Consider the following 25,296-nt stretch of genomic DNA (forward strand, 5'->3'; position numbering starts at 1 on the left):
GGCCCGGGGGTTGAGCCGCAGCGTTTTTTAGGCGCAGAATGGTCGCCCTTGGGGTTCGACCTCGCCTAGCTGAAAAGGAAACTCGATGACTCGTCTTCGTGCCATCTGTACCGCGGTTGCCCTGGTTTGCGCCAGCGGCCAGGTGCTTGCCGATACCGCCAGCCACAATGCCAGTGCCGAATCTTTTCTGACCCTGGCGCACGCTGACAAACTGGGCACTCCGGTGTACATGCAAGTGCAGCAGATGTTCGCCCAGCGCTTTGAACAGACCAAAGCCCCGGAGTCCAAGAAAGCCGTCCTGGAAACCTACCAGGCCAAGGCCAATGCCGCCCTGGATCAAGCCATCGGCTGGAACAAGCTCAAGCCTGACATGGTCAAGCTCTACACCAGCAACTTCAGCGAACAGGAGCTCAAGGATCTGGTGGCGTTCTACCAGTCGCCGCTGGGCAAGAAAGTCCTGGAAAAAATGCCGCAGCTGACCCAGCAATCGGCCCAGATGACCCAGGCCAAGCTGGAAAGCGCGGTGCCGGTCGTCAACAAGCTGCTGGACGACATGACCAACGAGCTGTCGCCTAAAGGCGCTGCCCCGGCCAAGAAGAAGTAAGCGGAGTTCTTGATGACCATGCAACAACGCATCGAATCGACGCTGGCCCTGCTGCAGCCCGAGCATCTGCAAGTGCTGGATGAAAGCCACATGCACAGTCGCGGGTTGCAGACCCACTTCAAGGCTGTGGTGGTCAGCGCGCAGTTCGAAGGGCTGAACCGGGTCAAGCGCCACCAGAAAGTCTACGGCACGCTTGGCGAGCTGATGGGCGAGTTCCATGCGTTGGCGCTGCACACCTACACCCCGCAGGAATGGGCAGAAGTGGGCGCCGCTCCTGCATCGCCGACCTGTGCCGGGGGTAGCAAGCACTGAGTTGTCGTGACGAGGGCCTGTGCTGATAGATCGCAGTCCTAATCCCACAGTGTTTTTGCTAGAATCCGCAACGCGCCGCTTAGCCGGCGCGTTTTTTTTCGCATCCGGTTCACCCTTTGCGAGGGTAGCCACCTGGAGAAATACCCATGACACAAGCGATTGTCGTGGCGGCACTGTATAAGTTCGTCACCCTCGAAGATTACGTAGACCTGCGCGAGCCGCTGTTGCAGGCGATGGTCGCCAATGGCGTCAAAGGCACCTTGCTGATCGCCGAAGAAGGCATCAACGGCACGGTTTCCGGCAGCCGCGAAGGCATCGACGGGCTGTTGGTCTGGTTGCGTAACGATCCCCGCCTGGTCGACATCGACCACAAGGAATCGTACTGCGACGAGCAGCCGTTCTACCGCACCAAGGTCAAGCTCAAGAAAGAGATCGTGACCCTGGGCGTCGAAGGCGTCGACCCGAACAAGAAGGTCGGCACCTACGTCGAGCCGCAGGACTGGAACGCGCTGATCAGCGACCCGGAAGTCCTGCTGATCGATACCCGCAACGACTACGAAGTGTCGATCGGCACCTTCGAAGGCGCGATCGATCCGAAAACCACCAGTTTTCGTGAATTTCCCGACTACATCAAAGCCCACTTCGACCCGGCCGTGCACAAGAAGGTCGCGATGTTCTGCACCGGCGGCATCCGCTGCGAGAAGGCATCGAGCTACATGCTGGGCGAAGGCTTCGAAGAGGTGTATCACCTCAAGGGCGGGATCCTGAAGTACCTCGAAGAGGTGCCGCAGGAAGAAACCAAATGGCAGGGCGACTGCTTTGTGTTCGACAACCGCGTGACCGTGCGCCACGACCTCAGCGAAGGCGACTACGATCAATGTCATGCCTGCCGGACTCCGGTCAGTGTTGAGGATCGTGCCTCCGAGCATTATGTGGCCGGCATCAGTTGCCCGCATTGCTGGGATACGCTGAGCGACAAGACCCGCCGCAGCGCGATCGACCGGCAGAAACAGATCGAACTGGCCAAGGCCCGTAACCAGCCGCACCCGATCGGCTACAACTATAAGCAAGCATCCACCGAGGCTTAATCATGTCTGCACGCCTGCTCTATGTGATGGATCCGATGTGTTCCTGGTGCTGGGGATTCGCCCCGGTCGCCAAGGCATTGGTGGAGCAGGCGCAGGCAGCCGGGGTCGAGCTGCATCTGGTGGTCGGCGGCTTGCGCACCGGCAGTGGCGCGGCGCTGGAGCCGACCACCCGGCGTTACATCCTCGAACACTGGCAGGCGGTCACCGAAGCCACCGGCCAGCCGTTCAAGTTCGAAGGCGCGCTGCCCGACGGCTTCATCTACGACACGGAGCCGGCCTGCCGTGCAATCGTCACCGCGCGCAGCCTGGCACCGGATTGCGCGTGGAAGCTGCTGGGGCTGATTCAGCATGCGTTCTACGCGCAAGGTCGCGACGTCACCCACGCCAGCGTGCTGGTGGAGCTGGCGGAGCAGGCCGGCGTGCCGCGCATCGAATTCGCCGAAGCCTTCGACCGGGCCGAACAGCATGCGGCCACCGCCGCCGATTTCAGTTGGGTGCAGGACCTGGGGATCGCCGGATTCCCGACCCTGCTCGCCGAGCGCAATGGCCAACTGGCGCTGCTGACCAACGGTTATCAGCCGCTCAGCGAACTTTCGCCTCTGCTCGGCCGCTGGCTGGAGCGTCTGGCCTGTGCCTGACCTGGCCGATGACACGCCAGCCGTAAAGCGTGTCGACCGGCTGAGCTGGGCAGAAGTCCGGCGACTGGCACTTCATCACAAAAAATCCCTGTGGATCGCCAACGGCGTCGCTGTATTGGCGACCCTGTGCAGCGTGCCGATCCCGCTGCTGTTGCCGTTGCTGGTGGACGAAGTCCTGCTCGGTCACGGCGATGCCGCGTTGAAAGTCATGAACCATGTGCTGCCGACGATGTGGCAGCAGGCGGCCGGCTATATCGGCCTGATGCTGCTGGTCACCCTGACGTTGCGCTGCAGCGCCCTGTGTTTTGGCGTGTTGCAGGCGCGGCTGTTCGCGCGGCTGGCCAAGGACATCGTCTACCGCATCCGCGTGCGCCTGATCGAACGGCTGAAGCGCATTTCCCTCGGCGAATACGAAAGCCTGGGCAGCGGCACGGTCACCACTCATCTGGTCACAGACCTGGATACCCTCGACAAATTTGTCGGCGAAACCCTCAGCCGTTTTCTGGTGGCGATGCTGACGCTGGTCGGCACCGCCAGCATCCTGGTGTGGATGCACTGGAAACTGGCGCTGCTGATCCTGATGTTCAACCCGCTGGTGATCTACGCCACGGTGCAGTTGGGCAAACGGGTCAAGCACCTGAAGAAGCTGGAGAACGACAGCACTTCGCGCTTCACCCAGGCCTTGAGCGAAACCCTTGATGCCATTCAGGAAGTGCGGGCCGGCAACCGTCAGGGGTATTTCCTCGGCCGCCTCGGCCTGCGCGCCCAGGAAGTGCGCAACTATGCGGTCAACTCCCAATGGAAGACGGATGCCTCCAACCGCGCCAGCGGTCTGCTGTTCCAGTTCGGCATCGACATTTTCCGCGCGGCGGCGATGCTCACCGTGCTGTTTTCCGACCTGTCGATCGGCCAGATGCTCGCGGTGTTCAGCTACCTGTGGTTCATGATCGGCCCGGTGGAACAACTGCTTAACCTGCAATACGCCTACTACGCCGCCGGTGGCGCCTTGACCCGCATCAACGAGCTGCTCGCGCGCGCCGACGAGCCGCAATATCCCGGCGGTGTCGATCCGTTCAAGGGGCGCGAGACTGTGGGGATTCAGGTGCAGGGCCTGAGTTTCGGCTATGGCGACGAACTGGTGCTGGATCAGATGAACCTGTCCATCGCCCCCGGCGAGAAAGTGGCGATCGTCGGTGCCAGCGGCGGCGGTAAAAGTACCCTGGTGCAATTGCTGCTGGGGCTGTACACGCCGCTGGCCGGCACAATCCGCTTCGGCGGCTCGACCCAGGAAGATATCGGCCTGGAGACGGTGCGGGAAAACGTGGCGGTGGTGCTGCAGCATCCGGCGCTGTTCAACGATACCGTGCGGGCCAACCTGACCATGGGCCGCACGCGCAGCGACGAAGCCTGTTGGCAGGCGCTGGAAATTGCCCAGCTCGCACCCACCATCCGCGCCTTGCCGCAAGGCCTGGACAGCATCGTCGGGCGTTCCGGCGTGCGCCTTTCGGGAGGGCAGCGGCAACGTCTGGCGATCGCCCGGATGATCCTTGCCGAGCCGAAAGTGGTGATTCTCGACGAAGCCACCTCGGCGCTCGACGCTGCCACCGAATACAACCTGCATCAGGCGCTGGCGCGGTTCCTCAATGGCCGCACTACACTGATCATTGCCCATCGCCTGTCGGCGGTTAAGCAGGCGGATCGGGTGCTGGTGTTCGATGGCGGTCAGGTGGCCGAGGACGGCGACCACCAGCAACTGATTGCCGAGGGTGGCCTGTACGCCAAGCTCTACGGACACCTGCAACAAATCCAGCGCCCTTGAGTTTCGTGCGCATTTCTGTGCTTAGTGCTTGAATTGCTTTGAGTAAAAACGCCCGGATCGGCTCTGCGCGCAGTCAGGTTGCAGGATCGGCACAGAAGACGGCACAGCTGTCTCTTTGACTTGCCGAAAATTAGCCTAGGCTGAGCTGTCAGGAGCGGTATTTTCCGGTGTTCATCTGGCAGTGCTTGCGCAAGGGACCTCATGAAGCAAAAGCGGACTCTCGGAACGCCACGGTTGTTGGGCATCGTCTGGCCATTCATTGCCGTCGTCTTGTGTCAGGCGCTGCTGGGCGGCGTCAGCCTCTATGTGCTGTCGGCCGTTCGCGGTTATGTCGCGGGTGAAAGTCTCTGGTCCAAGGGCCAGAAGGACGCCATCTATTACCTCAACCTGTACGCCGACAGTCGCGACGAGGCGATCTTCCTCAAGTACCAGCAGGCGATCTCCGTGCCACAGGGTGGGCACGAACTGCGTCTGGCGCTCGACCGACAGCCGCCGGACCTGCAAGCGGCGCGCGAGGGTATTCTCAGGGGTGGCAACCACCCGGACGACGTCTCGAGCCTGATCTGGCTGTACCTCAATTTCCGTCACTTCAGTTATCTGGAAACCGCCATTGACCGCTGGACGTTGGGCGACGCCTATCTGGTCGAGCTCGATGATGTCGCTCGGGAAATGCATCGGCAGATCAGCATCAACGCCGCCAGCGATGAAGATATCCGCCACTGGAAGGCGCGGATATTCGCGATCAACGACAGTGTGACACCGGCCGCCAAGGCCTTCAGCGATGCTCTGGGCGAAGGCTCGCGGCTGGTCATGCGGCTGCTGCTGTTCACCAACCTGGCGACGGCGCTGGGGCTGATCGTGCTGGCATTGCTGCGAACCCACAAACTGCTCAAGCAGCGCCATGCCTTTGCCCAGGCGCTGCAACTGGAGAAGGATCGGGCGCACATCACCCTGCATTCGATCGGCGACGGGGTGATCACCACCGACGTCGACGGTGCCATCGACTACATGAACCCCGCCGCCGAAGCCTTGACTCACTGGAAGGCCGAGCAGGCCGCCGGTCTGCCGCTGGCGGCACTGTTCAATCTGCTCGATGACAATGCCCAGAGCGAAGGGCTGACCCTGATCGAGCACATTCTCAGCGGCAAGCTGGGGGGCAGCAGCGAACATTCCAAGCTGATCCAGCGCCTGGACGGCAGCACCGTCTCGGTGACGCTGGTCGGCGCGCCGATCCGCAATGCCGGCAAGGTCAGCGGCGCGGTGCTGGTGCTTCACGACATGACGCAGGAGCGCCAATACATCGCCAACCTGTCATGGCAGGCGACCCATGATGCGCTGACCGGTCTTGCCAATCGCCGCGAGTTCGAATATCGCCTGGAGCAGGCGCTGCACAACCTGACGCGCCAGTCGGGCCGGCACGCGCTGATGTTCCTCGATCTGGATCAATTCAAACTGGTCAACGACACCTGCGGTCACGCGGCCGGCGATGAGCTGCTGCGGCATATCTGCGCGCTGTTGCAGTCCGGTTTGCGCGAGGGCGACACCCTGGCACGGCTGGGGGGCGATGAATTCGGCATTCTGCTGGAGAACTGCGCGCCGGATGCGGCGGAAAAAATCGCCGAGGGGCTGCGTCAGACTGTGCAGAACCTGCATTTTGTCTGGAAGGGGCGACCGTTCCTGACCACCGTGAGCATTGGCCTGGTGCATGTCACGCAAACCCCGGCCACCCTCGAAGCCTCGCTGCGTGCTGCCGACATGGCTTGCTACATGGCCAAGGAGAAGGGGCGCAACCGGGTTCAGGTCTACCACGCCGATGACTCGGAACTGTCCCTGCGCTTCGGCGAGATGGCCTGGGTGCAGCGGCTGCACATGGCCCTGGAAGAGAACCGCTTCTGCCTGTATGCCCAGGAAATCGCTCCGCTGCGGCATGCCGAGGATCGCGGGCACATCGAAATCCTGCTGCGCCTGCACGACGAAGCTGGTCGCATGATCTTGCCTGACAGTTTCATTCCGGCGGCTGAGCGTTACGGATTGATGACATCCCTGGACCGCTGGGTAGTGCAAAACGTATTTAAGGTTATTGCTCAATGTATTAACGAAGAACATGAAACGTCATTGGCAATGTGTGCGATTAATCTTTCAGGCATTACTATCGGAGATGACGCGTTTTTGCACTTCCTGCGTGAACAGTTTGAAACTTACGCAGTGCCCCCTGAAATGATTTGTTTTGAAATTACTGAAACCAGTGCTATTGCAAATTTGGGTAGTGCGATTCGTTTTATTAATGAACTCAAAGGCTTAGGTTGTTACTTCTCGCTAGATGACTTTTGTGCCGGAATGTCCTCATTCGCTTATTTGAAACATTTGCCTGTAGACTTCCTGAAGATCGACGGGAGTTTCGTAAAGGATATGCTGGACGACCCGATTAACCGTGCAATGGTCGAGGTGATCAATCACATCGGCCATGTCATGGGTAAACAGACCATTGCCGAGTTTGTCGAAACAACACAGATCGAGCAGGTACTGCTTGAAATCGGCGTGGATTACGCACAGGGTTACGTCATAGAGCGCCCGCAATTGTTTACCTGCGACAGTTTGCAAAGTCGGCCCGCCAGACCGCAGCCGTTGTTATTCAAGGCGCCTGGCACGTTCCGTTGAAGGCTCTCGCCGATCCGTACAATCACAAATCAAAAGGAGCCGAACAGTGATCGACACATTCAACCGAACCGGACCACTCATGGAAGCTGCAAGTTATCCTGCCTGGGCACAGCAGTTGCTCAAGGATTGCAGCGAGAGCAAGCGCCGGGTTGTCGAACATGAACTTTACCTGCGCATGCGTGATAACCAGCTCAGCGCTAGAACCATGCGCCAGTACCTGATCGGGGGCTGGCCGGTGGTTGAGCAATTCGCGTTGTACATGGCGCAGAACCTGACCAAGACCAAGTTTGCCCGTCACCCGGGCGAAGACATGGCGCGGCGCTGGTTGATGCGCAACATTCGCGTCGAGCTGAACCACGCCGACTACTGGGTACACTGGAGTCGAGCCCATGGCGTGAGCCTGGAAGATCTCCAGGAGCAGCAAGTGCCGCCGGAACTGCACGCGCTGAGTCATTGGTGCTGGCACACCAGTTCGGCGGATTCGCTGATCGTTGCCATCGCCGCCACCAACTATGCGATCGAGGGCGCGACCGGGGAGTGGTCGGCGCTGGTCTGCTCCACGGGCGTCTACGCCGCGGCCTTCCCGGAAGAGGATCGCAAACGGGCAATGAAGTGGTTGAAGATGCACGCTCAGTACGACGATGCCCATCCGTGGGAGGCGCTGGAAATCATCTGCACCCTGGCCGGCATGAACCCGAGCAAGGCCTTGCAGGCGGAGCTGCGACAGGCCATCTGCAAGAGCTATGACTACATGTACCTGTTCCTTGAGCGCTGCATGCAGCTGGAGCTGTCGGAGCGGGTGATCCACGGCCGCGAGCGCCGGGCGTTGGTCGGCAGCTGATTCAGATAGCAGGCAAAAAATAAGGGAGCCGATGTGCTCCCTTATTCATTTGTCGATGGGTGCAGGTAATCAGCCGGCCATGGCCAGGCGATTGCGACCTTCACGCTTGGCGACGTACAGCGCGCTGTCTGCTCTGCGCAACAGACTTTCCGCCGACTCGCCGGGCAGCAGGGTCGAACAGCCCAGGCTCACAGTCAGTTCGATCAATTGCCCTTCGGCGTAGTAATCCTGAGCCTGCGCGGCATAGCGCAGACGCTCGCCGACCATCGCCGCCGCTTCCCGGCTGGTGTTGGACAGCAGGATCAAAAACTCTTCACCACCGTAGCGGAACACCATATCGACGTTGCGCAACTGGCCCTTGATCGACGCGGCCACGGTTTTGAGCACTTCGTCGCCGGCGGTGTGTCCGTGGCTGTCGTTGACCCGCTTGAAATGGTCGATGTCGAGCATCAGCAACGACAACGGTTGCAGGTGGCGGCGGGACATGTCGATTTCCCGTTGCAGGGTCTGCTCCATGGCAATCCGGTTGCCGGCGCCGGTCAACGGATCGCGCAGGGCGGTCTGGGTCGCCGTGCGGTACAGCAGAGCGTTGCGCATCGGATACAGCAGCGACGACAGCAGGGATTCCAGGTTGCCCTGTTCCTCTTCGCTGAAACGCTTGTTGCGGCGGAACACCAGCTCACCCATGTGCTCGCCTTCGTGACTGAGGCTGTAGCTGATCGAGTGGTGCCCGCGCGTGCCGAACTCCAGGCGCAAGTCGCTGCCCTGATGCACATAGGTCAAGGCATCGAGCGGAACCATGCGCTGAATGTCGCGGAAGAAAAGCCCGAGAATGCGTTGTGGCTCAAGACTGGTTTGCAGTTGCAGGCTCAGTTGCGCGCGTAATTGCGCCAGACTGACCGGCCGTTCCAGGAGAGGAGGCTGCTGACCGAAGCCCAGGCGTTGCAATTTGGCACTGTCGAAGTCAATTGCATTGGTCTGGGAGGGTGATTTCATATGGCGTGAGCCCCTAAGCAGTAAGTCTGTCTTACAGGCTGGGTGAGAGCGGCTATGGGCTGCGCGTCATACTGATCCATCAGTCCCGTAGGACATTTGGCGTAAGTTTAGTCTGCCTGATGACGATTAGTCAGCTATCGAAACAGGCCTCGCCCGACTGCCTTCACACGGCGTGCTTGTAGGGAAATTTAGAGCGAAAGTCGTGCCATTCGGTTCGAATTTATTAAAACCGTTTTGAATCAATGACTTGGGTTTGGATGGTAAAAGCGTGCGCTGGATATTTGACTGACTTGGCCGTGCCCAAAGCGGCAAATGCATGCCGCGACGGGAAACCGCCACGGCAACAAATGCGACGTATGGCATTACTGGGCGTTGAAAGCCTGGCCGTTGATGCCGGTGCTGTCCGGACCCATCAGGTAGAGGTAGACCGGCATGATCTCCTCGGGCGTCGGATTGTTCAGCGGGTTTTCCCCCGGGTACGCCTGGGCGCGCATGCTGGTGCGGGTGGCGCCGGGGTTGATGCTGTTGGAGCGCACCGGTGCGACGTTTTCGACTTCGTCGGCCAGGGTCTGCATCAGGCCTTCGGTGGCGAACTTCGATACGCCGTAGGCGCCCCAGTAGGCGCGGCCCTTGCGCCCGACGCTGCTGGAGGTGAACACCACCGAGGCATCCCGCGACAGCTTGAGCAGCGGCAGCAGGGTGCTGGTGAGCATGAACATGGCGTTGACGTTGATCTGCATGACCCGCATGAAGTTGTCGCCGGACAACTGTTCGATCGGCGTCCGTGGGCCGATGATCGAAGCATTGTGCAGCAGGCCGTCGAGATGACCGAATTCGCTTTCGATCATCGCTGCTAGTTCATCGTACTGATGCGGCTGGGCGGTTTCGAGGTTGAACGGGATGACCGCCGGTTGTGGGTGTCCTGCTGCTTCGATCTCATCGTAGACCTGAGTCAGGTTGGCTTCGGTCTTGCCCAGCAACAGCACGGTGGCGCCATGGGCGGCATAGGTTTTCGCGGCAGCCGCGCCGATGCCACGGCCGGCGCCGGTGACCAGAATGACCCGATCCTTGAGCAATTCGGGGCGAGCGCTGTAATCAAACATAAAAACCTCTACACAAATCCATTGGAAAAGATCAGCAACTGCAAAGCGCGCTGTCGATCACCTTGCGCAGTTCCAGCGGATGATCCACCACCGCGTCCGCGCCCCAATGCCGAGGGTTGTCGTCCGGGTGAATGTAGCCAAAGGTCACCGCGCAAGTCTTGGTTCCGGCGTCGCGGCCGGATTCGATGTCGCGCAGATCATCGCCGACAAACAGCACCGTGGCCGGATCCAGATCAAGCATCTTGCACGCAAGGATCAGCGGCTCCGGGTCCGGCTTGCTGTTCTTCACATGATCGGGGCAGATCAGCAGCGCCGAACGCTCGGCCAGCCCCAGTTGTTGCATGATCGGTTCGGCAAAGCGCAGCGGTTTGTTGGTGACCACACCCCAGATCAGGTTGGCTTTTTCGATGTCGGCCAGCAGTTCGCCCATGCCGTCGAACAGCTTGCTGTGGACCGCGCAGCCGACGAGGTAGCGCTCGAGGAACTCCAGGCGCAGTTCCTCGAAGCCCGGGGATTCCGGATCCATCGAGAACGTCACCGCGACCATGGCTTTGGCGCCGCCGGAAATCTCGTCGCGGATGTGTTTGTCGTTGATGGGCGGCAAGCCGCGATCGGCACGCATCGCCTGACAGATGGCGATGAAGTCCGGCGCGGTGTCCAGCAGGGTGCCGTCCATGTCGAAAAGGACTGCTCTGATAGCCATCGGCTTATTCCTCGCGCAGGGTCTGGATCATGTAGTTGACGTCAACGTCCGCCGCCAGCTTGTAGTGCTTGGTCAGCGGGTTGTAGGTCAGACCGATGATGTCCTTGACGGTGAGGCCGGCCATGCGGCTCCAGGCACCCAGTTCGGACGGGCGGATGAATTTCTTGAAGTCGTGGGTGCCGCGCGGCAGCAGCTTCATGATGTATTCGGCGCCGACGATGGCGAACAGGTACGCCTTCGGGTTGCGGTTGATGGTCGAGAAGAACACCTGGCCGCCGGGCTTGACCATGCGGAAGCAGGCGCGGATCACCGAAGACGGGTCCGGGACGTGCTCGAGCATTTCCAGGCAGGTGACCACGTCGAACTGCTCGGGCATTTCCTCGGCCAGGGCTTCGGCGGTGATCTGCCGATACTCGACGTTGACCCCGGATTCCAGTTGATGCAGTTGCGCGACCGCCAGTGGCGCTTCACCCATGTCGATGCCGGTCACGGTGGCGCCGCGCTGGGCCATGGCTTCGCTGAGGATGCCGCCGCCGCAACCGACGTCGAGGACTTTCTTGCCGGCCAGACCGACGCGCTCGTCGATCCAGTTCACCCGCAGCGGGTTGATGTCGTGCAGCGGTTTGAATTCGCTTTCGCGATCCCACCAGCGATGGGCCAGGGCCTCGAATTTGGCGATTTCGGCGTGGTCGACGTTGCTCATGATCTCTTCCTCTGAATCTTCAAAAAGGTTGTAGCCGCGGATGATGATCCACGGTGTTTACGATTCGGTGTGGCCGCTGATGCGCTGGCCCCAGGCCCGGGCGGTGGCGCCCAGTTGTTCTTCGTCCAGGCGGGTCAGTTGCCGGTCGTCGAGCAGTTGTTTGCCGGCGACCCACAGGTGTTTGACGCAATCGCGACCAGTGGCATAAATAAGCTGCGAAACCGGGTCGTAGACCGGCTGCTGTGCCAGGCCCGACAGATCGAAAGCGACGACGTCCGCCGCCTTGCCGATTTCCAGCGAACCGACTTCGGTATCGATGCCCAGTGCCCGCGCGCCATTGAGCGTCGCCATGCGCAAGGCGCGGTGGGCGTCCAGTGCGGTGGCCGAGCCGGCGACGGCTTTGGCCAGCAACGCAGCGGTACGGGTTTCGCCGAGCAGATCCAGATCATTGTTGCTTGCCGCGCCATCGGTGCCGACCGCCACATTGACCCCGGCCTGCCACAGGCGCTCGACGGGGCAGAAGCCGCTGGCCAGTTTCAGGTTCGATTCGGGACAGTGGATCACGCTGGTGTTGCTTTCTACCAGCAACGCCAGGTCATCTTCGCTGATCTGAGTCATGTGTACGGCCTGGAAGCGCGGCCCGAGAAGGCCGAGGCGACCGAGGCGGGCCAACGGTCGTTCGCCGCGCTGCTCGACCGCCTGTTGCACTTCGAACGCGGTTTCATGCACGTGCATGTGGATCGCGGCGTCCAGTTCTTCGGCGATCACCCGGATTTTTTCCAGGTTCTCATCGCCAACGGTGTAGGGTGCATGGGGGCCGAAGGTGATCTTGATCCGGTCGTGATGCTTCAGGTCGCCGAACAGTTCGACGCCCTGACGGATGGCTTCATCGGCGCTGCCGGCTCCAGGGATCGGGAAATCGAGGATCGGAATGGCGATCTGCGCACGGATTCCGCTGTTGTGAACGCGTTCGCTGGCAACCTTCGGGAAGAAATACATGTCAGAGAAACAGGTGATGCCACCTTTTATCTGCTCGGCGATGGCCAGGTCGGTGCCGTCACGGACAAAGGCTTCGTCGACCCATTTGGCTTCGGCCGGCCAGATATGGTTTTCCAGCCAGGTCATCAGCGGCAGATCGTCGGCCAGGCCACGGAACAGGGTCATCGCCGCATGGCCGTGAGCGTTGATCAGGCCGGGGGCAAGCAGCACGTCCGGCAGTTCGCGAATTTCGGCGGCGTGGCACTTCAGCGCTTCGCTGCGCGGGCCGATGAATACGATGCGACCGTCGCGGATGCCCAGGCCATGCTCCTTGAGCACCACGCCTGCAGGTTCGACGGGGACCAGCCAGGTCGGCAGCAATAAGAGGTCGAGCGCAATGGCAGGTTTCGGCATCGAGGGTCGGTTCCAGTGCTTTTGTAAAGGATGGCGAAGTATACCCGAGCGTCTTCGCGGGCGGATCGCTATAATCGGCGGCTTTTGTTCATGAGTGCGGGGTGAGGGATGCGCGATCGTCTGTTGGCTGCGGAGAAAGTGAAGGCCATCGATTGGCGCGATGGCGCGCTCTACCTGCTGGATCAGCGTGTTTTGCCGTTCGAGGAAACCTGGATCGCCTACACCAGCGCCGCCGGCGTGGCCGAAGCGATTCGCTCGATGGTGGTGCGCGGTGCGCCGGCCATTGGCATCAGTGCGGCCTATGGCATCGTGCTGGCGGCCCGGACCCGGGTTGCCGAGGGCGGCGACTGGTATGCCGCGCTGGAAGAGGATTTCGCGCTGCTGGCCGATTCCCGGCCGACGGCGGTCAACCTGTTCTGGGCGCTGGGCCGCATGCATGACCGGCTCGATCGCTTGAAGGACAACGCCGATCCGCTGGAGGCGCTGGAAGCCGAAGCCATCGCGATTCATGAAAGCGACCGTGAGGCCAACCTGACCATGGCGCAACTGGGCGTGGATCTGATCCGCAAGCATCAGGGCAACGCCCAGGCGCTGCTCACCCACTGCAATACCGGCGCCCTGGCCACCGGTGGTTTCGGTACTGCGCTCGGGGTGATTCGCGGCGCGTTCATCGAAGGCATGGTCGAGCGGGTCTACGCCGACGAAACCCGTCCATGGCTGCAAGGCTCGCGCCTGACCGCGTGGGAACTGGCGAACGAAGGCATTCCGGTGACCCTGAACGCCGACTCCGCCGCCGCGCACATCATGAAAACCAAGGGCGTGACCTGGGTGATCGTCGGCGCTGACCGGATCACCGCCAATGGCGACGTGGCGAACAAGATCGGCACCTATCAACTGGCGGTCAACGCCATGCACCACGGCGTGCGTTTCATGGTGGTGGCACCGAGTTCGACCATCGACATGAACCTGGCCAGCGGCGATGACATTCCGATCGAGGAGCGTGCCGGTGCGGAGCTGCTGGAAGTCGGCGGCAAGCGGGTCGGAGCGGATGTCGAGGCGTTCAACCCGGTGTTCGATGTGACGCCGGCGGACCTGATCGATGCGATCGTCACCGAAAAGGGCATCGTCGAGCGCCCGGACACCGCGAAAATGGCGCAATTGATGTGCCGCAAGCGTTTGCACTGAAGTCGTTGGTTCTCTTCGCGGGTAAGCCCTGGCTCTCACAGTTTTCTGTCCCGGCACCAAATCTGTGAGGGCGGGTTCGCTCGCGAAAGCGCCGCAAAGTCAATAAACATTCACAAATCAAGCCCGATTTCCGGCTTCGATCCGCCTCTAAGCCCCTCTCGTCCCCGTTAAGCCTGTCATCGGTCAACTAACTATGCTCCATGCGCATCTGGGGGATAGGTGCGTGGCGGCTCTTGTGATAACATCCGGCGTTTTCCGAAGCCGCCCCACGGGGTTGTCTTCACTGCGCAAATCCATGTTCAACTTGTTGATTTGTCGTAAGTCGAAGCACGGCACTCTGTCTGCATCGACGAGCTTCGTCAGTCCCGCATGGACAAGGCGAGGTTTCACCAGAAAAAGGAATCAGGCTTCTCATGGGCGAACTGGCCAAAGAAATCCTCCCGGTCAATATCGAAGACGAGCTGAAACAGTCCTATCTCGACTACGCGATGAGCGTGATCGTCGGCCGTGCACTGCCGGATGCGCGCGATGGCCTCAAGCCTGTGCACCGTCGCGTGCTGTTCGCGATGAGCGAGCTGGGCAACGACTTCAACAAGCCGTACAAGAAATCCGCCCGTGTCGTCGGTGACGTGATCGGTAAGTATCACCCGCACGGTGACACTGCGGTGTACGACACCATCGTCCGCATGGCGCAGCCGTTCTCCCTGCGCTACCTGCTGGTCGACGGTCAGGGCAACTTCGGTTCGGTGGACGGCGATAACGCTGCGGCCATGCGATACACCGAAGTGCGCATGACCAAGCTGGCGCACGAGCTGCTGGCCGACATGCACAAGGAAACCGTGGACTGGGTGCCGAACTACGACGGCACCGAACTGATCCCGGCGGTCATGCCGACCCGCGTTCCGAACCTGCTGGTCAACGGTTCCAGCGGTATCGCCGTGGGCATGGCGACCAACATTCCGCCGCACAACCTCGGTGAAGTCATCGACGGTTGCCTGGCTCTCATCGACAATCCCGAGCTGACCGTCGATGAGTTGATGCAATACATTCCCGGCCCGGACTTCCCGACTGCCGCGATCATCAACGGTCGTGCCGGCATCATCGAAGCCTACCGCACCGGTCGCGGGCGCATTTACATGCGCGCCCGCTCGATCATCGAAGACATCGACAAGGTCGGTGGCCGTCAGCAGATCGTCGTCACCGAGCTGCCTTACCAGCTGAACAAGGCGCGTCTGATCGAGAAGATCGCCGAGCTGGTCAAAGAGAAGAAGCTCGAAGGCATCACTGAGCTGCGCGACGAGTCCGACAAGGACGGTATGCGCGTCGTGATCGAACTGCGTCGCGGTGAAGTGCCGGAGGTGATCCTCAACAACCTCTACGCCCAGACCCAGTTGCAGAGCGTGTTCGGCATCAACATTGTTGCGCTGATCGACGGCCGTCCACGGATCCTCAATCTCAAGGATCTGCTGGAAGCCTTCGTTCGCCACCGTCGCGAAGTCGTGACCCGCCGTACCGTGTTCGAACTGCGCAAGGCCCGCGAGCGTGGTCACATCCTTGAAGGCCAGGCTGTCGCCCTGTCGAACATCGACCCGGTGATCGCCCTGATCAAGGCCTCGCCGACCCCGTCGGAAGCTAAAGAGGCGCTGGTCAGCACGCCTTGGGAGTCCAGCGCGGTGATGACTATGGTCGAGCGCGCCGGTGCCGATTCGTGCCGTCCGGAAAATCTCGATCCGCAATACGGTCTGCGCGACGGCAAGTACTTCCTGTCGCCGGAACAGGCGCAAGCCATCCTGGAACTGCGTCTGCACCGCCTGACCGGTCTGGAGCACGAGAAGCTGCTGGCCGAGTATCAGGAGATACTCAACCAGATCGGCGAGCTGATCCGCATCCTCAACAGTGCCGTGCGCCTGATGGAAGTGATCCGCGAAGAGCTGGAAGTGATCCGCGCCGAATACGGCGATGTGCGCCGCACCGAGATCCTCGATGCGCGCCTCGACCTGACCCTGGGCGACATGATCCCGGAAGAAGAGCGCGTCGTGACCATTTCCCACGGCGGTTATGCCAAGACCCAGCCGCTGGCGGCGTATCAGGCCCAGCGTCGTGGCGGTAAAGGCAAATCGGCTACCGGCGTCAAGGATGAGGACTACATCGCTCACCTGCTGGTCGCCAACAGCCACACCACGCTGCTGCTGTTCTCCAGCAAGGGCAAGGTGTACTGGCTCAAGACCTACGAGATCCCGGAAGCCTCCCGCGCCGCCCGTGGTCGTCCGCTGGTCAACCTGCTGCCGCTGGATGATGGCGAGTACATCACCACCATGCTGCCGGTCGAGGAATACACCGAAGGTCACTACATCTTCATGGCGACCGCCAACGGCACCGTGAAGAAAACCCCGCTGGAATCCTTCAGCCGTCAGCGCAGCGTCGGTCTGATCGCGCTGGAACTGGACGAAGGCGACGTGCTGATCTCCGCCGCCATCACCGATGGCGAGCGTGAAGTGATGCTGTTCTCCGACGGCGGCAAGGTCACTCGCTTCAAGGAGTCCGACGTTCGCGCCATGGGCCGTACCGCTCGCGGTGTGCGCGGCATGCGTCTGCCGGAAGGCCAGAAGCTGATTTCCATGCTGATTCCGGAAGAAGGCAGCCAGATCCTCACTGCTTCCGAGCGCGGCTACGGCAAGCGCACCGCGATCACCGAGTTCCCTGAGTACAAGCGTGGCGGCCAGGGCGTTATCGCCATGGTCAGCAACGAGCGTAACGGTCGTCTGGTCGGCGCGGTCCAGGTGCTCGATGGCGAGGAAATCATGCTGATTTCCGACCAGGGCACACTGGTGCGTACCCGTGTCGACGAGGTGTCGAGCCTGGGTCGTAACACTCAGGGCGTGACCCTGATCAAACTGGCCAAGGATGAAACCCTGGTCGGCCTGGAGCGGGTTCAGGAGCCGTCGGAAGTCGAGGGTGAAGAGTTTGAAGGTGAAGAAGGCGTCGAGCTGGAAGATGGCGTGATCGGCGCCGAACCGGACGATGCGGTCGACAACCTGCAGGCGGACGCCGCAGACGAAGAAGAGTCGCAAGACTAACCAAATCGTAGCAGGGCAGAGTGTTTGCTCTGTCCGCTACCGTGATTGCATAGCGAGAGTGGATGTGAGCAAACGAGCCTATAACTTCTGCGCAGGTCCCGCTGCGCTGCCTGAAGCTGTCCTGTTGCGTGCCCAGTCCGAGATGCTCGACTGGCACGGCAAGGGTCTGTCGGTCATGGAAATGAGCCATCGCAGCGATGACTACGTGGCCATTGCCGAGAAGGCCGAGCAAGACCTGCGCGACCTGCTGTCCATCCCCTCCAATTACAAAGTGCTGTTCCTGCAGGGCGGCGCGAGCCAACAGTTCGCCGAGATTCCGCTGAACCTGCTGCCCGAGAACGGCACTGCCGACTATGTCGAAACCGGCATCTGGTCGAAGAAGGCCATCGAGGAAGCGCGTCGCTTCGGCAATGTCAACGTTGCCGCCAGCGCCAAGCCTTATGACTACCTGGCCATCCCTGGCCAGAACGAGTGGAAGCTGACTCCGGGTGCGGCCTATCTGCACTATGCGTCCAACGAGACCATCGGCGGCCTGCAGTTCGACTGGGTACCCGAAGCCGGTGACGTTCCACTGGTGGTCGACATGTCCTCCGATATCCTCTCGCGTCCGATCGATGTGTCGCAGTACGGCCTGATCTACGCCGGCGCGCAGAAGAACATCGGTCCGAGCGGTCTGGTCGTGGTGATCGTCCGTGAAGACCTGCTGGGCCGCGCCCGCAGTTCCTGCCCGACCATGCTCGACTACAAGGTTTCGGCCGATAACGGCTCGATGTACAACACCCCGGCCACCTATTCCTGGTATCTCTCGGGTCTGGTCTTCGAGTGGCTGAAGGAGCAGGGTGGTGTCGCCGCGATGGAGCAGCGCAACAAGGCGAAGAAAGATCGCCTGTACGGCTTCATCGACAACAGCGACTTCTATACCAACCCGATCAACATCAACGCGCGCTCGTGGATGAACGTGCCGTTCCGCCTGGCCGACGAGCGTCTGGACAAGGCGTTCCTGGCCGGCGCCGACGCCCGTGGGCTGCTCAACCTCAAGGGCCATCGTTCGGTCGGCGGCATGCGTGCCTCGATCTACAACGCCCTGGGTCTGGACGCCGTCGAAGCGCTGGTCGGTTACATGGCTGAATTCGAGAAGGAGCATTCCTGATGTCCGAGCAGGAGCTCAAGGCGCTGCGCGTTCGTATCGACAGTCTGGATGAGAAGATCCTCCAGCTGATCAGCGATCGCGCTCGCTGCGCCGAAGAGGTTGCACGGGTCAAGATGGCCAGTCTGGCCGAAGGCGAGCAGCCGGTGTTCTATCGTCCCGAGCGCGAGGCGCAGGTCCTCAAGCGTGTGATGGAGCGCAACAAGGGGCCGCTGGGCAACGAAGAGATGGCGCGCTTGTTCCGCGAAATCATGTCCTCGTGCCTGGCCCTCGAGAACCCGCTGAAGGTGGCCTACCTCGGTCCGGAAGGCACCTTCACTCAAGCGGCGGCCTTGAAACACTTCGGCCACGCCGTGATCAGCAAGCCGATGGCGGCCATTGACGAAGTGTTCCGCGAAGTGGCGGCCGGTGCGGTGAATTTTGGCGTGGTGCCGGTGGAGAACTCCACCGAAGGCGCGGTCAACCACACCCTCGACAGCTTCCTCGAGCACGACATGGTGATCTGCGGCGAAGTCGAGCTGCGCATTCACCATCACTTGCTGGTGGGCGAAAACACCAAGACCGACAGCATCAGCCGTATCTACTCCCACGCCCAGTCGCTGGCCCAGTGCCGCAAGTGGTTGGATGCCCATTACCCGAATGTCGAGCGCGTGGCGGTGTCGAGCAACGCCGAGGCAGCCAAGCGGGTCAAGGGTGAGTGGAATTCGGCGGCGATTGCCGGCGACATGGCGGCCGGGCTGTATGGCCTGACCCGTCTGGCCGAGAAAATCGAGGATCGTCCGGACAACTCCACGCGCTTCCTGATGATCGGCAACCAGGAAGTGCCGCCGACCGGCGACGACAAGACATCGATCATCGTGTCGATGAGCAACAAGCCCGGCGCGCTCCACGAGCTGCTGGTGCCGTTCCATGACAACGGGATCGACCTGACCCGGATCGAAACCCGTCCGTCGCGCAGCGGCAAATGGACCTACGTGTTCTTCATCGACTTCGTCGGCCACCACCGTGATCCGTTGATCAAGGGTGTGCTGGAAAAGATCAGTCAGGAAGCGGTAGCACTCAAAGTGCTGGGTTCCTACCCGAAAGCAGTTCTCTAAGGGGCGGTAGCAAATGAGTGGCAATTTCCTCGCGCTGGCACAGCCGGGCGTGCAACAACTTTCGCCGTACGTTCCGGGTAAGCCTGTGGATGAGCTGGCGCGCGAACTGGATCTGGATCCGGCGAGCATCGTCAAACTGGCGAGCAACGAAAACCCGCTGGGCGCCAGCCCGAAAGCACTGGCGGCGATCCGCGAAGAGCTCGCCGAGCTGACCCGTTATCCCGACGGCAACGGCTTTGCGCTGAAGTCTCTGCTGGCCGAGCAGTGCCGTGTCGAACTGAACCAGGTCACCCTGGGCAACGGTTCCAACGACATTCTCGAACTGGTGGCGCGTGCGTATCTGGCCCCGGGCCTGAACGCCGTGTTCAGTGAACACGCGTTTGCCGTTTACCCGATTGCCACGCAGGCGGTCGGCGCCCAGGCCAAGGTCGTTCCGGCCAAGGATTGGGGGCATGACCTGCCTGCGATGCTCGCGGCCATCGACGCCAACACCCGCGTGGTGTTCATCGCCAATCCGAACAACCCGACCGGCACCTGGTTCGGCGCCGAAGCGCTGGACGAGTTCCTGCAAGACGTGCCGGAACATGTGCTGGTGGTGCTGGACGAGGCCTACATCGAGTACGCCGAGGGCAGCGACCTGCCCGATGGCCTGGATTTTCTCGCCGCGTATCCAAACCTGCTGGTTTCGCGCACGTTCTCCAAGGCTTATGGTCTGGCGGCGTTGCGTGTCGGTTACGGTTTGTCCACCGCAGTCGTGGCGGATGTCCTGAACCGTGTTCGCCAGCCGTTCAACGTCAACAGCCTGGCCCTGGCGGCGGCGTGTGCGGCGCTGAAGGATGACGAGTACCTGGCGCAAAGCCGTCAGCTCAATGAGTCCGGCATGCAGCAACTGGAAGCGGGTTTCCGTGAGTTGGGGCTGAGCTGGATTCCATCCAAAGGCAACTTCATCTGCGTCGATCTCGGCCAGGTGGCGGCGCCGGTGTTCCAGGGCTTGCTGCGCGAAGGTGTGATCGTGCGTCCGGTGGCCAACTACGGCATGCCTAACCATCTGCGGGTGACCATCGGTCTGCCGGCGGAAAACAGCCGCTTCCTCGAAGCGCTGCGCAAGGTTCTGGCTCGTGGGTGATGTCACTGCGCTGCAATCTGCTGCACCTATGATCGGGCGCCTGGTGGTGGTCGGTCTGGGATTGATCGGTGGTTCGTTTGCCAAAGGCATGCGTGAAAGCGGCCTGTGCCGTGAAGTGATCGGGGTCGATCTCGATCCGCAATCACGCAGGCTGGCGGTCGAGTTGGGCGTCGTGGATCGTTGCGAGGATGAGCTCGTGGCGGCTTGTCAGGGCGCGGATGTGATTCAGCTGGCGGTGCCGATCCTGGCCATGGAAAAAGTGCTGGCCCGTCTGGCCGGCATGGATCTGGGGCAGGCGATCCTGACGGATGTCGGCAGCGCCAAGGGCAACGTGGTGCGTGCGGCGACCGAGGCGTTCGGCGGCATGCCGGCGCGTTTCGTGCCGGGCCATCCGATTGCCGGTTCCGAGCAAAGCGGGGTCGAGGCGTCGAATGCCGAGCTGTTCCGTCGCCACAAGGTCATCCTCACGCCGCTGGAGCAGACCGACCCGGCTGCCCTCGCGGTGGTCGATCGCCTGTGGCGTGAATTGGGCGCCGATGTCGAACATATGCAAGTCGAGCGTCACGACGAAGTGTTGGCAGCGACCAGTCATCTGCCGCACCTGCTGGCCTTCGGCCTGGTCGATTCGTTGGCCAAGCGCAATGAAAACCTGGAGATCTTCCGTTACGCTGCGGGCGGTTTCCGCGATTTCACAAGAATCGCCGGAAGCGACCCGGTGATGTGGCACGACATCTTTCTCGCCAATCGCGAGGCTGTCCTGCGCACACTCGATACATTTCGCAGCGACCTCGACGCCTTGCGCGACGCGGTCGATGCAGGGGATGGGCACCAATTGTTGGGCGTCTTCACGCGCGCCCGGGTTGCCCGCGAGCATTTCAGTAAAATCCTGGCCCGCAGGGCCTATGTGGACGCTATGAATTCCAACGATCTGATCTTCCTGGCTCAACCTGGTGGCCGCCTGTCCGGTCGGATTCGCGTACCGGGTGACAAATCGATTTCCCACCGTTCGATCATGCTCGGTTCCCTGGCTGAAGGCGTGACCGAAGTCGAAGGCTTCCTCGAGGGCGAAGACGCCCTGGCGACCTTGCAGGCATTTCGCGACATGGGCGTGGTCATCGAAGGTCCGCACCACGGTCGCGTGACCATTCACGGTGTCGGCCTGCATGGCCTGAAACCGGCTCCGGGCCCGATCTATCTGGGCAACTCCGGTACGTCGATGCGCCTGTTGTCCGGCCTGCTGGCCGCGCAGGATTTCGACAGCACCCTGACTGGCGACGCCTCGTTGTCCAAGCGCCCGATGAACCGCGTGGCCAACCCGCTGCGGGAAATGGGCGCCGTGATCGAGACTGCTGCCGAAGGCCGTCCGCCGATGACCATTCGTGGCGGGCACAAGCTCAAGGGCTTGACCTACACCATGCCGATGGCCAGTGCCCAGGTGAAATCGTGCCTGCTGCTGGCCGGTCTGTACGCCGAAGGCAAGACCACCGTCACCGAGCCTGCACCGACCCGCGACCACACCGAGCGCATGCTGCGTGGTTTCGGCTACCCGGTGAGCGTCGATGGCGCCACGGCCTCGGTCGAGTCCGGCAACAAGTTGACTGCGACCCACATCGAAGTGCCGGGCGACATCTCGTCGTCGGCGTTCTTCCTGGTGGCGGCTTCGATTGCCGAAGGTTCGGAGCTGGTGCTGGAGCACGTCGGCATCAACCCGACCCGTACCGGCGTGATCGACATTCTGCGTCTGATGGGCGCCGACATCACGCTGGAAAACCAGCGTGAAGTGGGCGGTGAACCTGTGGCTGACCTGCGCGTGCGGGCAGCTAAACTCAAGGGTATCGAGATTCCGGAAGCGCTGGTTCCGCTGGCGATCGACGAATTCCCGGTGCTGTTCGTCGCGGCAGCCTGTGCCGAAGGGCGCACCGTGCTGACCGGCGCCGAAGAGCTGCGGGTCAAAGAGTCGGACCGGATCCAGGTCATGGCGGACGGTTTGCTGGCGCTGGGCGTCAAATGCGAGCCGACCCCGGACGGCATCATCATCGACGGCGGCCAGATCGGCGGCGGCGAAGTGCATGGTCACGGCGATCACCGGATTGCCATGGCTTTCAGCGTGGCCTCGTTGCGCGCTACGGCACCGATCCGCATCCATGATTGCGCCAACGTCGCGACGTCGTTCCCGAATTTCCTGGCGCTGTGCGCCCAGGTCGGCATTCGTGTAGCGCAAGAGGCTCAGTCGTGAACATCATTGCACCGGTTATCACCATCGATGGGCCAAGCGGTTCGGGCAAGGGCACGGTAGCCGGGATTCTGGCCGAGCGTCTGGGCTGGAAACTGCTGGACTCCGGCGCGCTGTATCGCCTGCTGGCGTTCGCCGCGCACAATCATGGTGTCGACCTGACCAATGAAGAACTGCTGAAGAAGCTCGCCGCTCATCTGGATGTGCAATTCATTCCGGCGACGAACGGTCAGTTGCAGCGGATCATCCTGGAAGGTGATGAAGTCAGCGATGTCATCCGTACTGAAAGCGTCGGCTCCGGCGCTTCCCAGGTGGCTGCGTTGCCGGCGGTGCGCGAGGCGCTGCTGCAGCGCCAGCGTGATTTTCTGGAAATGCCGGGGCTGGTGGCGGATGGTCGCGACATGGGCACGGTGGTTTTTCCAAACGCGCCATTGAAGATTTTCCTCACGGCCAGCGCCGAGGAGCGGGCACGCCGTCGATATTTGCAGTTGAAGGGCAAAGTCGAGGGTGTTAGTCTGTCGAGTCTGCTAGATGAGATCCGTGCGCGCGACGAGCGTGACACCCAGCGAACCGTAGCCCCGCTCAAACCGGCGGCTGACGCCATTCAGCTGGATTCCACGGAGTTGTCCATCGATCAGGTGTTGCAACGCATCATGAGCGAGATCGCCATTCGCGATATCGCCGGATGATCAGGAAGGCCGCAGGGGACCAGTCATAGTCCTGCGGTGGCTTCCTTTAATTGAAACTGACCCGCATCGTCTGGGATGTGGAGACGGGCGTATTCTTCGCCCTAATCAACAGGAATTAAAATGAGCGAAAGCTTTGCGGAACTCTTTGAAGAAAGCCTAAAGACCCTGAATCTTCAGGCAGGCTCCATCATCACCGGTGTTATCGTTGATATCGATTACCAGGCTCGCTGGGTAACCGTTCACGCTGGTCTGAAGTCTGAAGCACTCATCCCGCTTGAGCAGTTCTACAACGACGCTGGCGATCTGACTATCAACGTCGGTGACGAAGTTCACGTTGCTCTGGACTCGGTTGAAGACGGTTTCGGTGAAACCAAGCTGTCCCGTGAAAAAGCCAAGCGCGCTGAATGCTGGATCGTTCTGGAAGCAGCCTTCGCAGCTGAGGAAGTGGTCAAGGGCGTTATCAACGGTAAGGTTAAAGGCGGCTTCACTGTCGACGTTAACGGCATCCGTGCGTTCCTGCCAGGTTCCCTGGTTGACGTCCGTCCAGTGCGCGACACCACGCACCTGGAAGGCAAAGAGCTGGAATTCAAGGTCATCAAGCTGGACCAGAAGCGCAACAACGTTGTCGTTTCCCGTCGCAGCGTCCTGGAAGCCGAGAACTCCGCCGAGCGTGAAGCTCTGCTGGAATCCCTGCAGGAAGGCCAGCAAGTCAAAGGTATCGTCAAGAACCTCACCGATTACGGCGCATTCGTCGACCTGGGTGGCGTGGACGGCCTGCTGCACATCACCGACATGGCCTGGAAGCGCATCAAGCATCCTTCCGAGATCGTCAATGTTGGCGACGAGATCGACGTCAAGGTTCTGAAGTACGATCGCGAGCGCAATCGTGTTTCCCTGGGCCTGAAGCAACTGGGCGAAGATCCATGGGTTGCTATCAAAGCCCGTTACCCAGAAAGCACTCGCGTTACCGCTCGTGTAACCAACCTGACCGATTACGGCTGCTTCGCTGAGCTGGAAGAAGGTGTTGAAGGTCTGGTGCACGTTTCGGAAATGGACTGGACCAACAAGAACATCCACCCTTCGAAAGTCGTACAAGTCGGCGACGAAGTGGAAGTCATGGTTCTGGACATCGACGAAGAGCGTCGTCGCATCTCCCTGGGCATCAAGCAGTGCAAGTCGAACCCATGGGAAGACTTCTCTGGCCAGTTCAACAAGGGCGACAAGATCTCCGGCACCATCAAGTCGATCACCGATTTCGGTATCTTCATTGGTCTGGACGGCGGCATCGACGGTCTGGTTCACCTGTCCGACATCTCCTGGAACGAAACCGGCGAAGAAGCCGTGCGTCGTTACAAGAAGGGCGACGATCTGGACACCGTTATCCTGTCGGTTGACCCGGAGCGCGAGCGCATCTCCCTGGGCATCAAGCAACTGGAAAGCGATCCGTTCTCCGAGTACGTCTCGGTTAACGACAAGGGCGCAATCGTTACTGGCACCGTGAAAGAAGTTGACGCCAAAGGCGCCATCATCGTTCTGGCTGACGATATCGAAGCAACCCTGAAAGCCTCCGAAATCAGCCGTGACCGCGTTGAAGACGCGCGCAACGTTCTGAAAGAAGGTCAGGAAGTTGAAGCCAAAATCATCAGCGTTGATCGCAAGAGCCGCGTAATCCAGCTCTCGATCAAGTCGAAAGACGAAGCTGACGAGAAAGACGCCATCCAGAGCCTGAAAGCAGCTCCGGAAGGCGAAGCAGCTGACACCACTATGGCGGCACTGCTGCGTCAAGCAATGGCCAAACAGAACTGAGTTCTGTCTGATCATGAAAAAGGGCGACTTCGGTCGCCCTTTTTTGTGCCTGCGATTTGGTGGTTGCGCTCATTTGCTG

Annotated in this window: 20 protein-coding genes; 15 read left to right on the plus strand and 5 right to left on the minus strand. The window is 60.9% G+C overall.

Going from position 1 to position 25,296, the window contains the following annotated elements:
• Nucleotides 1-85: 85 nt before the first annotated feature.
• The 7 genes from N8H74_RS12810 to N8H74_RS12840 all read left to right on the plus strand — a co-directional run bounded on the left by N8H74_RS12810 (nt 86) and on the right by N8H74_RS12840 (nt 7,960).
• Nucleotides 86-604 carry a DUF2059 domain-containing protein gene (locus tag N8H74_RS12810; RefSeq protein ID WP_217830722.1) on the plus strand — a complete coding sequence of 173 codons (519 nt, stop codon included), beginning with the start codon at nt 86-88 and terminating at the stop codon, nt 602-604.
• A 12-nt stretch (nt 605-616) separates the two neighbouring features.
• Entirely contained in the window at nt 617-916 is a 300-nt protein-coding gene (locus tag N8H74_RS12815) for a BolA family protein (RefSeq protein ID WP_065257175.1), read from the plus strand.
• A 146-nt stretch (nt 917-1,062) separates the two neighbouring features.
• Complete coding sequence (locus N8H74_RS12820; protein ID WP_262147953.1) at nt 1,063-2,004, plus strand: rhodanese-related sulfurtransferase; 942 nt, start codon at nt 1,063-1,065, stop codon at nt 2,002-2,004.
• 35 nt (nt 2,005-2,039) lie between these two features.
• Nucleotides 2,040-2,642, plus strand: coding sequence for a DsbA family protein (locus tag N8H74_RS12825; protein ID WP_217830884.1), 603 nt, complete (start codon nt 2,040-2,042; stop codon nt 2,640-2,642).
• Nucleotides 2,635-4,461: an ABC transporter ATP-binding protein gene (locus N8H74_RS12830; protein ID WP_217830724.1), complete on the plus strand. Its 1,827-nt coding sequence runs from the start codon at nt 2,635-2,637 to the stop codon at nt 4,459-4,461. The genes N8H74_RS12825 and N8H74_RS12830 overlap by 8 nt, the downstream gene beginning before the upstream one ends.
• Before the next feature lie 201 nt (nt 4,462-4,662).
• The gene (locus N8H74_RS12835) at nt 4,663-7,119 is read left to right on the plus strand and encodes an EAL domain-containing protein (protein ID WP_262147955.1); all 2,457 of its coding nucleotides are present in this window, start codon (nt 4,663-4,665) and stop codon (nt 7,117-7,119) included.
• A gap of 46 nt (nt 7,120-7,165) precedes the next feature.
• Entirely contained in the window at nt 7,166-7,960 is a 795-nt protein-coding gene (locus tag N8H74_RS12840; protein ID WP_217830726.1) for an iron-containing redox enzyme family protein, read from the plus strand.
• Nucleotides 7,961-8,029: 69 nt separating this feature from the next.
• Here N8H74_RS12840 and N8H74_RS12845 read toward each other — a convergent pair whose 3' ends face one another.
• From N8H74_RS12845 to N8H74_RS12865, 5 genes are all read right to left on the minus strand, one after another.
• A complete protein-coding gene (locus N8H74_RS12845; RefSeq protein WP_217830727.1) occupies nt 8,030-8,956 on the minus strand; it encodes a GGDEF domain-containing protein in 927 nt (308 codons plus the stop codon).
• A gap of 362 nt (nt 8,957-9,318) precedes the next feature.
• A complete protein-coding gene (locus N8H74_RS12850; RefSeq protein ID WP_217830728.1) occupies nt 9,319-10,059 on the minus strand; it encodes a YciK family oxidoreductase in 741 nt (246 codons plus the stop codon).
• A gap of 31 nt (nt 10,060-10,090) precedes the next feature.
• The gene (mupP, locus tag N8H74_RS12855; protein ID WP_217830729.1) at nt 10,091-10,762 is read right to left on the minus strand and encodes an N-acetylmuramic acid 6-phosphate phosphatase MupP; all 672 of its coding nucleotides are present in this window, start codon (nt 10,760-10,762) and stop codon (nt 10,091-10,093) included.
• 4 nt (nt 10,763-10,766) lie between these two features.
• Nucleotides 10,767-11,465 (minus strand): bifunctional 2-polyprenyl-6-hydroxyphenol methylase/3-demethylubiquinol 3-O-methyltransferase UbiG, encoded by a 699-nt coding sequence (gene ubiG, locus N8H74_RS12860; RefSeq protein ID WP_217830730.1) that lies wholly within the window; start codon nt 11,463-11,465, stop codon nt 10,767-10,769.
• Nucleotides 11,466-11,522: 57 nt separating this feature from the next.
• Entirely contained in the window at nt 11,523-12,857 is a 1,335-nt protein-coding gene (locus N8H74_RS12865; protein WP_262147958.1) for a TRZ/ATZ family hydrolase, read from the minus strand.
• A 108-nt stretch (nt 12,858-12,965) separates the two neighbouring features.
• Between N8H74_RS12865 and mtnA the strand changes: the two genes are divergently transcribed.
• The 8 genes from mtnA (at nt 12,966) to rpsA (ending at nt 25,217) form a co-directional block, all read left to right on the plus strand.
• Nucleotides 12,966-14,042, plus strand: coding sequence for an S-methyl-5-thioribose-1-phosphate isomerase (mtnA, locus tag N8H74_RS12870; RefSeq protein ID WP_262147959.1), 1,077 nt, complete (start codon nt 12,966-12,968; stop codon nt 14,040-14,042).
• Nucleotides 14,043-14,455: 413 nt separating this feature from the next.
• Nucleotides 14,456-17,119, plus strand: a complete 2,664-nt coding sequence (gyrA, locus tag N8H74_RS12875) for a DNA gyrase subunit A (RefSeq protein ID WP_262147960.1) — start codon at nt 14,456-14,458, stop codon at nt 17,117-17,119.
• A 64-nt stretch (nt 17,120-17,183) separates the two neighbouring features.
• A complete protein-coding gene (gene serC, locus N8H74_RS12880) occupies nt 17,184-18,269 on the plus strand; it encodes a 3-phosphoserine/phosphohydroxythreonine transaminase (RefSeq protein ID WP_217830734.1) in 1,086 nt (361 codons plus the stop codon).
• On the plus strand, nt 18,269-19,363 hold the full coding sequence (gene pheA / locus N8H74_RS12885; RefSeq protein WP_262147963.1) for a prephenate dehydratase: 1,095 nt from the start codon (nt 18,269-18,271) through the stop codon (nt 19,361-19,363). Before serC ends, pheA begins: the two co-directional genes overlap by 1 nt.
• Before the next feature lie 13 nt (nt 19,364-19,376).
• A complete protein-coding gene (hisC, locus tag N8H74_RS12890) occupies nt 19,377-20,489 on the plus strand; it encodes a histidinol-phosphate transaminase (protein WP_217830735.1) in 1,113 nt (370 codons plus the stop codon).
• A gap of 28 nt (nt 20,490-20,517) precedes the next feature.
• On the plus strand, nt 20,518-22,725 hold the full coding sequence (locus tag N8H74_RS12895; RefSeq protein ID WP_262148167.1) for a bifunctional prephenate dehydrogenase/3-phosphoshikimate 1-carboxyvinyltransferase: 2,208 nt from the start codon (nt 20,518-20,520) through the stop codon (nt 22,723-22,725).
• On the plus strand, nt 22,722-23,411 hold the full coding sequence (gene cmk / locus N8H74_RS12900; RefSeq protein WP_217830737.1) for a (d)CMP kinase: 690 nt from the start codon (nt 22,722-22,724) through the stop codon (nt 23,409-23,411). The genes N8H74_RS12895 and cmk overlap by 4 nt, the downstream gene beginning before the upstream one ends.
• Before the next feature lie 120 nt (nt 23,412-23,531).
• Nucleotides 23,532-25,217 (plus strand): 30S ribosomal protein S1, encoded by a 1,686-nt coding sequence (gene rpsA, locus N8H74_RS12905; protein WP_217830738.1) that lies wholly within the window; start codon nt 23,532-23,534, stop codon nt 25,215-25,217.
• The last annotated feature ends 79 nt before the right edge of the window (nt 25,218-25,296 follow it).

Source organism: Pseudomonas sp. B2M1-30 (genome assembly GCF_025447575.1).
Classification (GTDB): Bacteria; Pseudomonadota; Gammaproteobacteria; order Pseudomonadales; family Pseudomonadaceae; genus Aquipseudomonas; species Aquipseudomonas botevensis.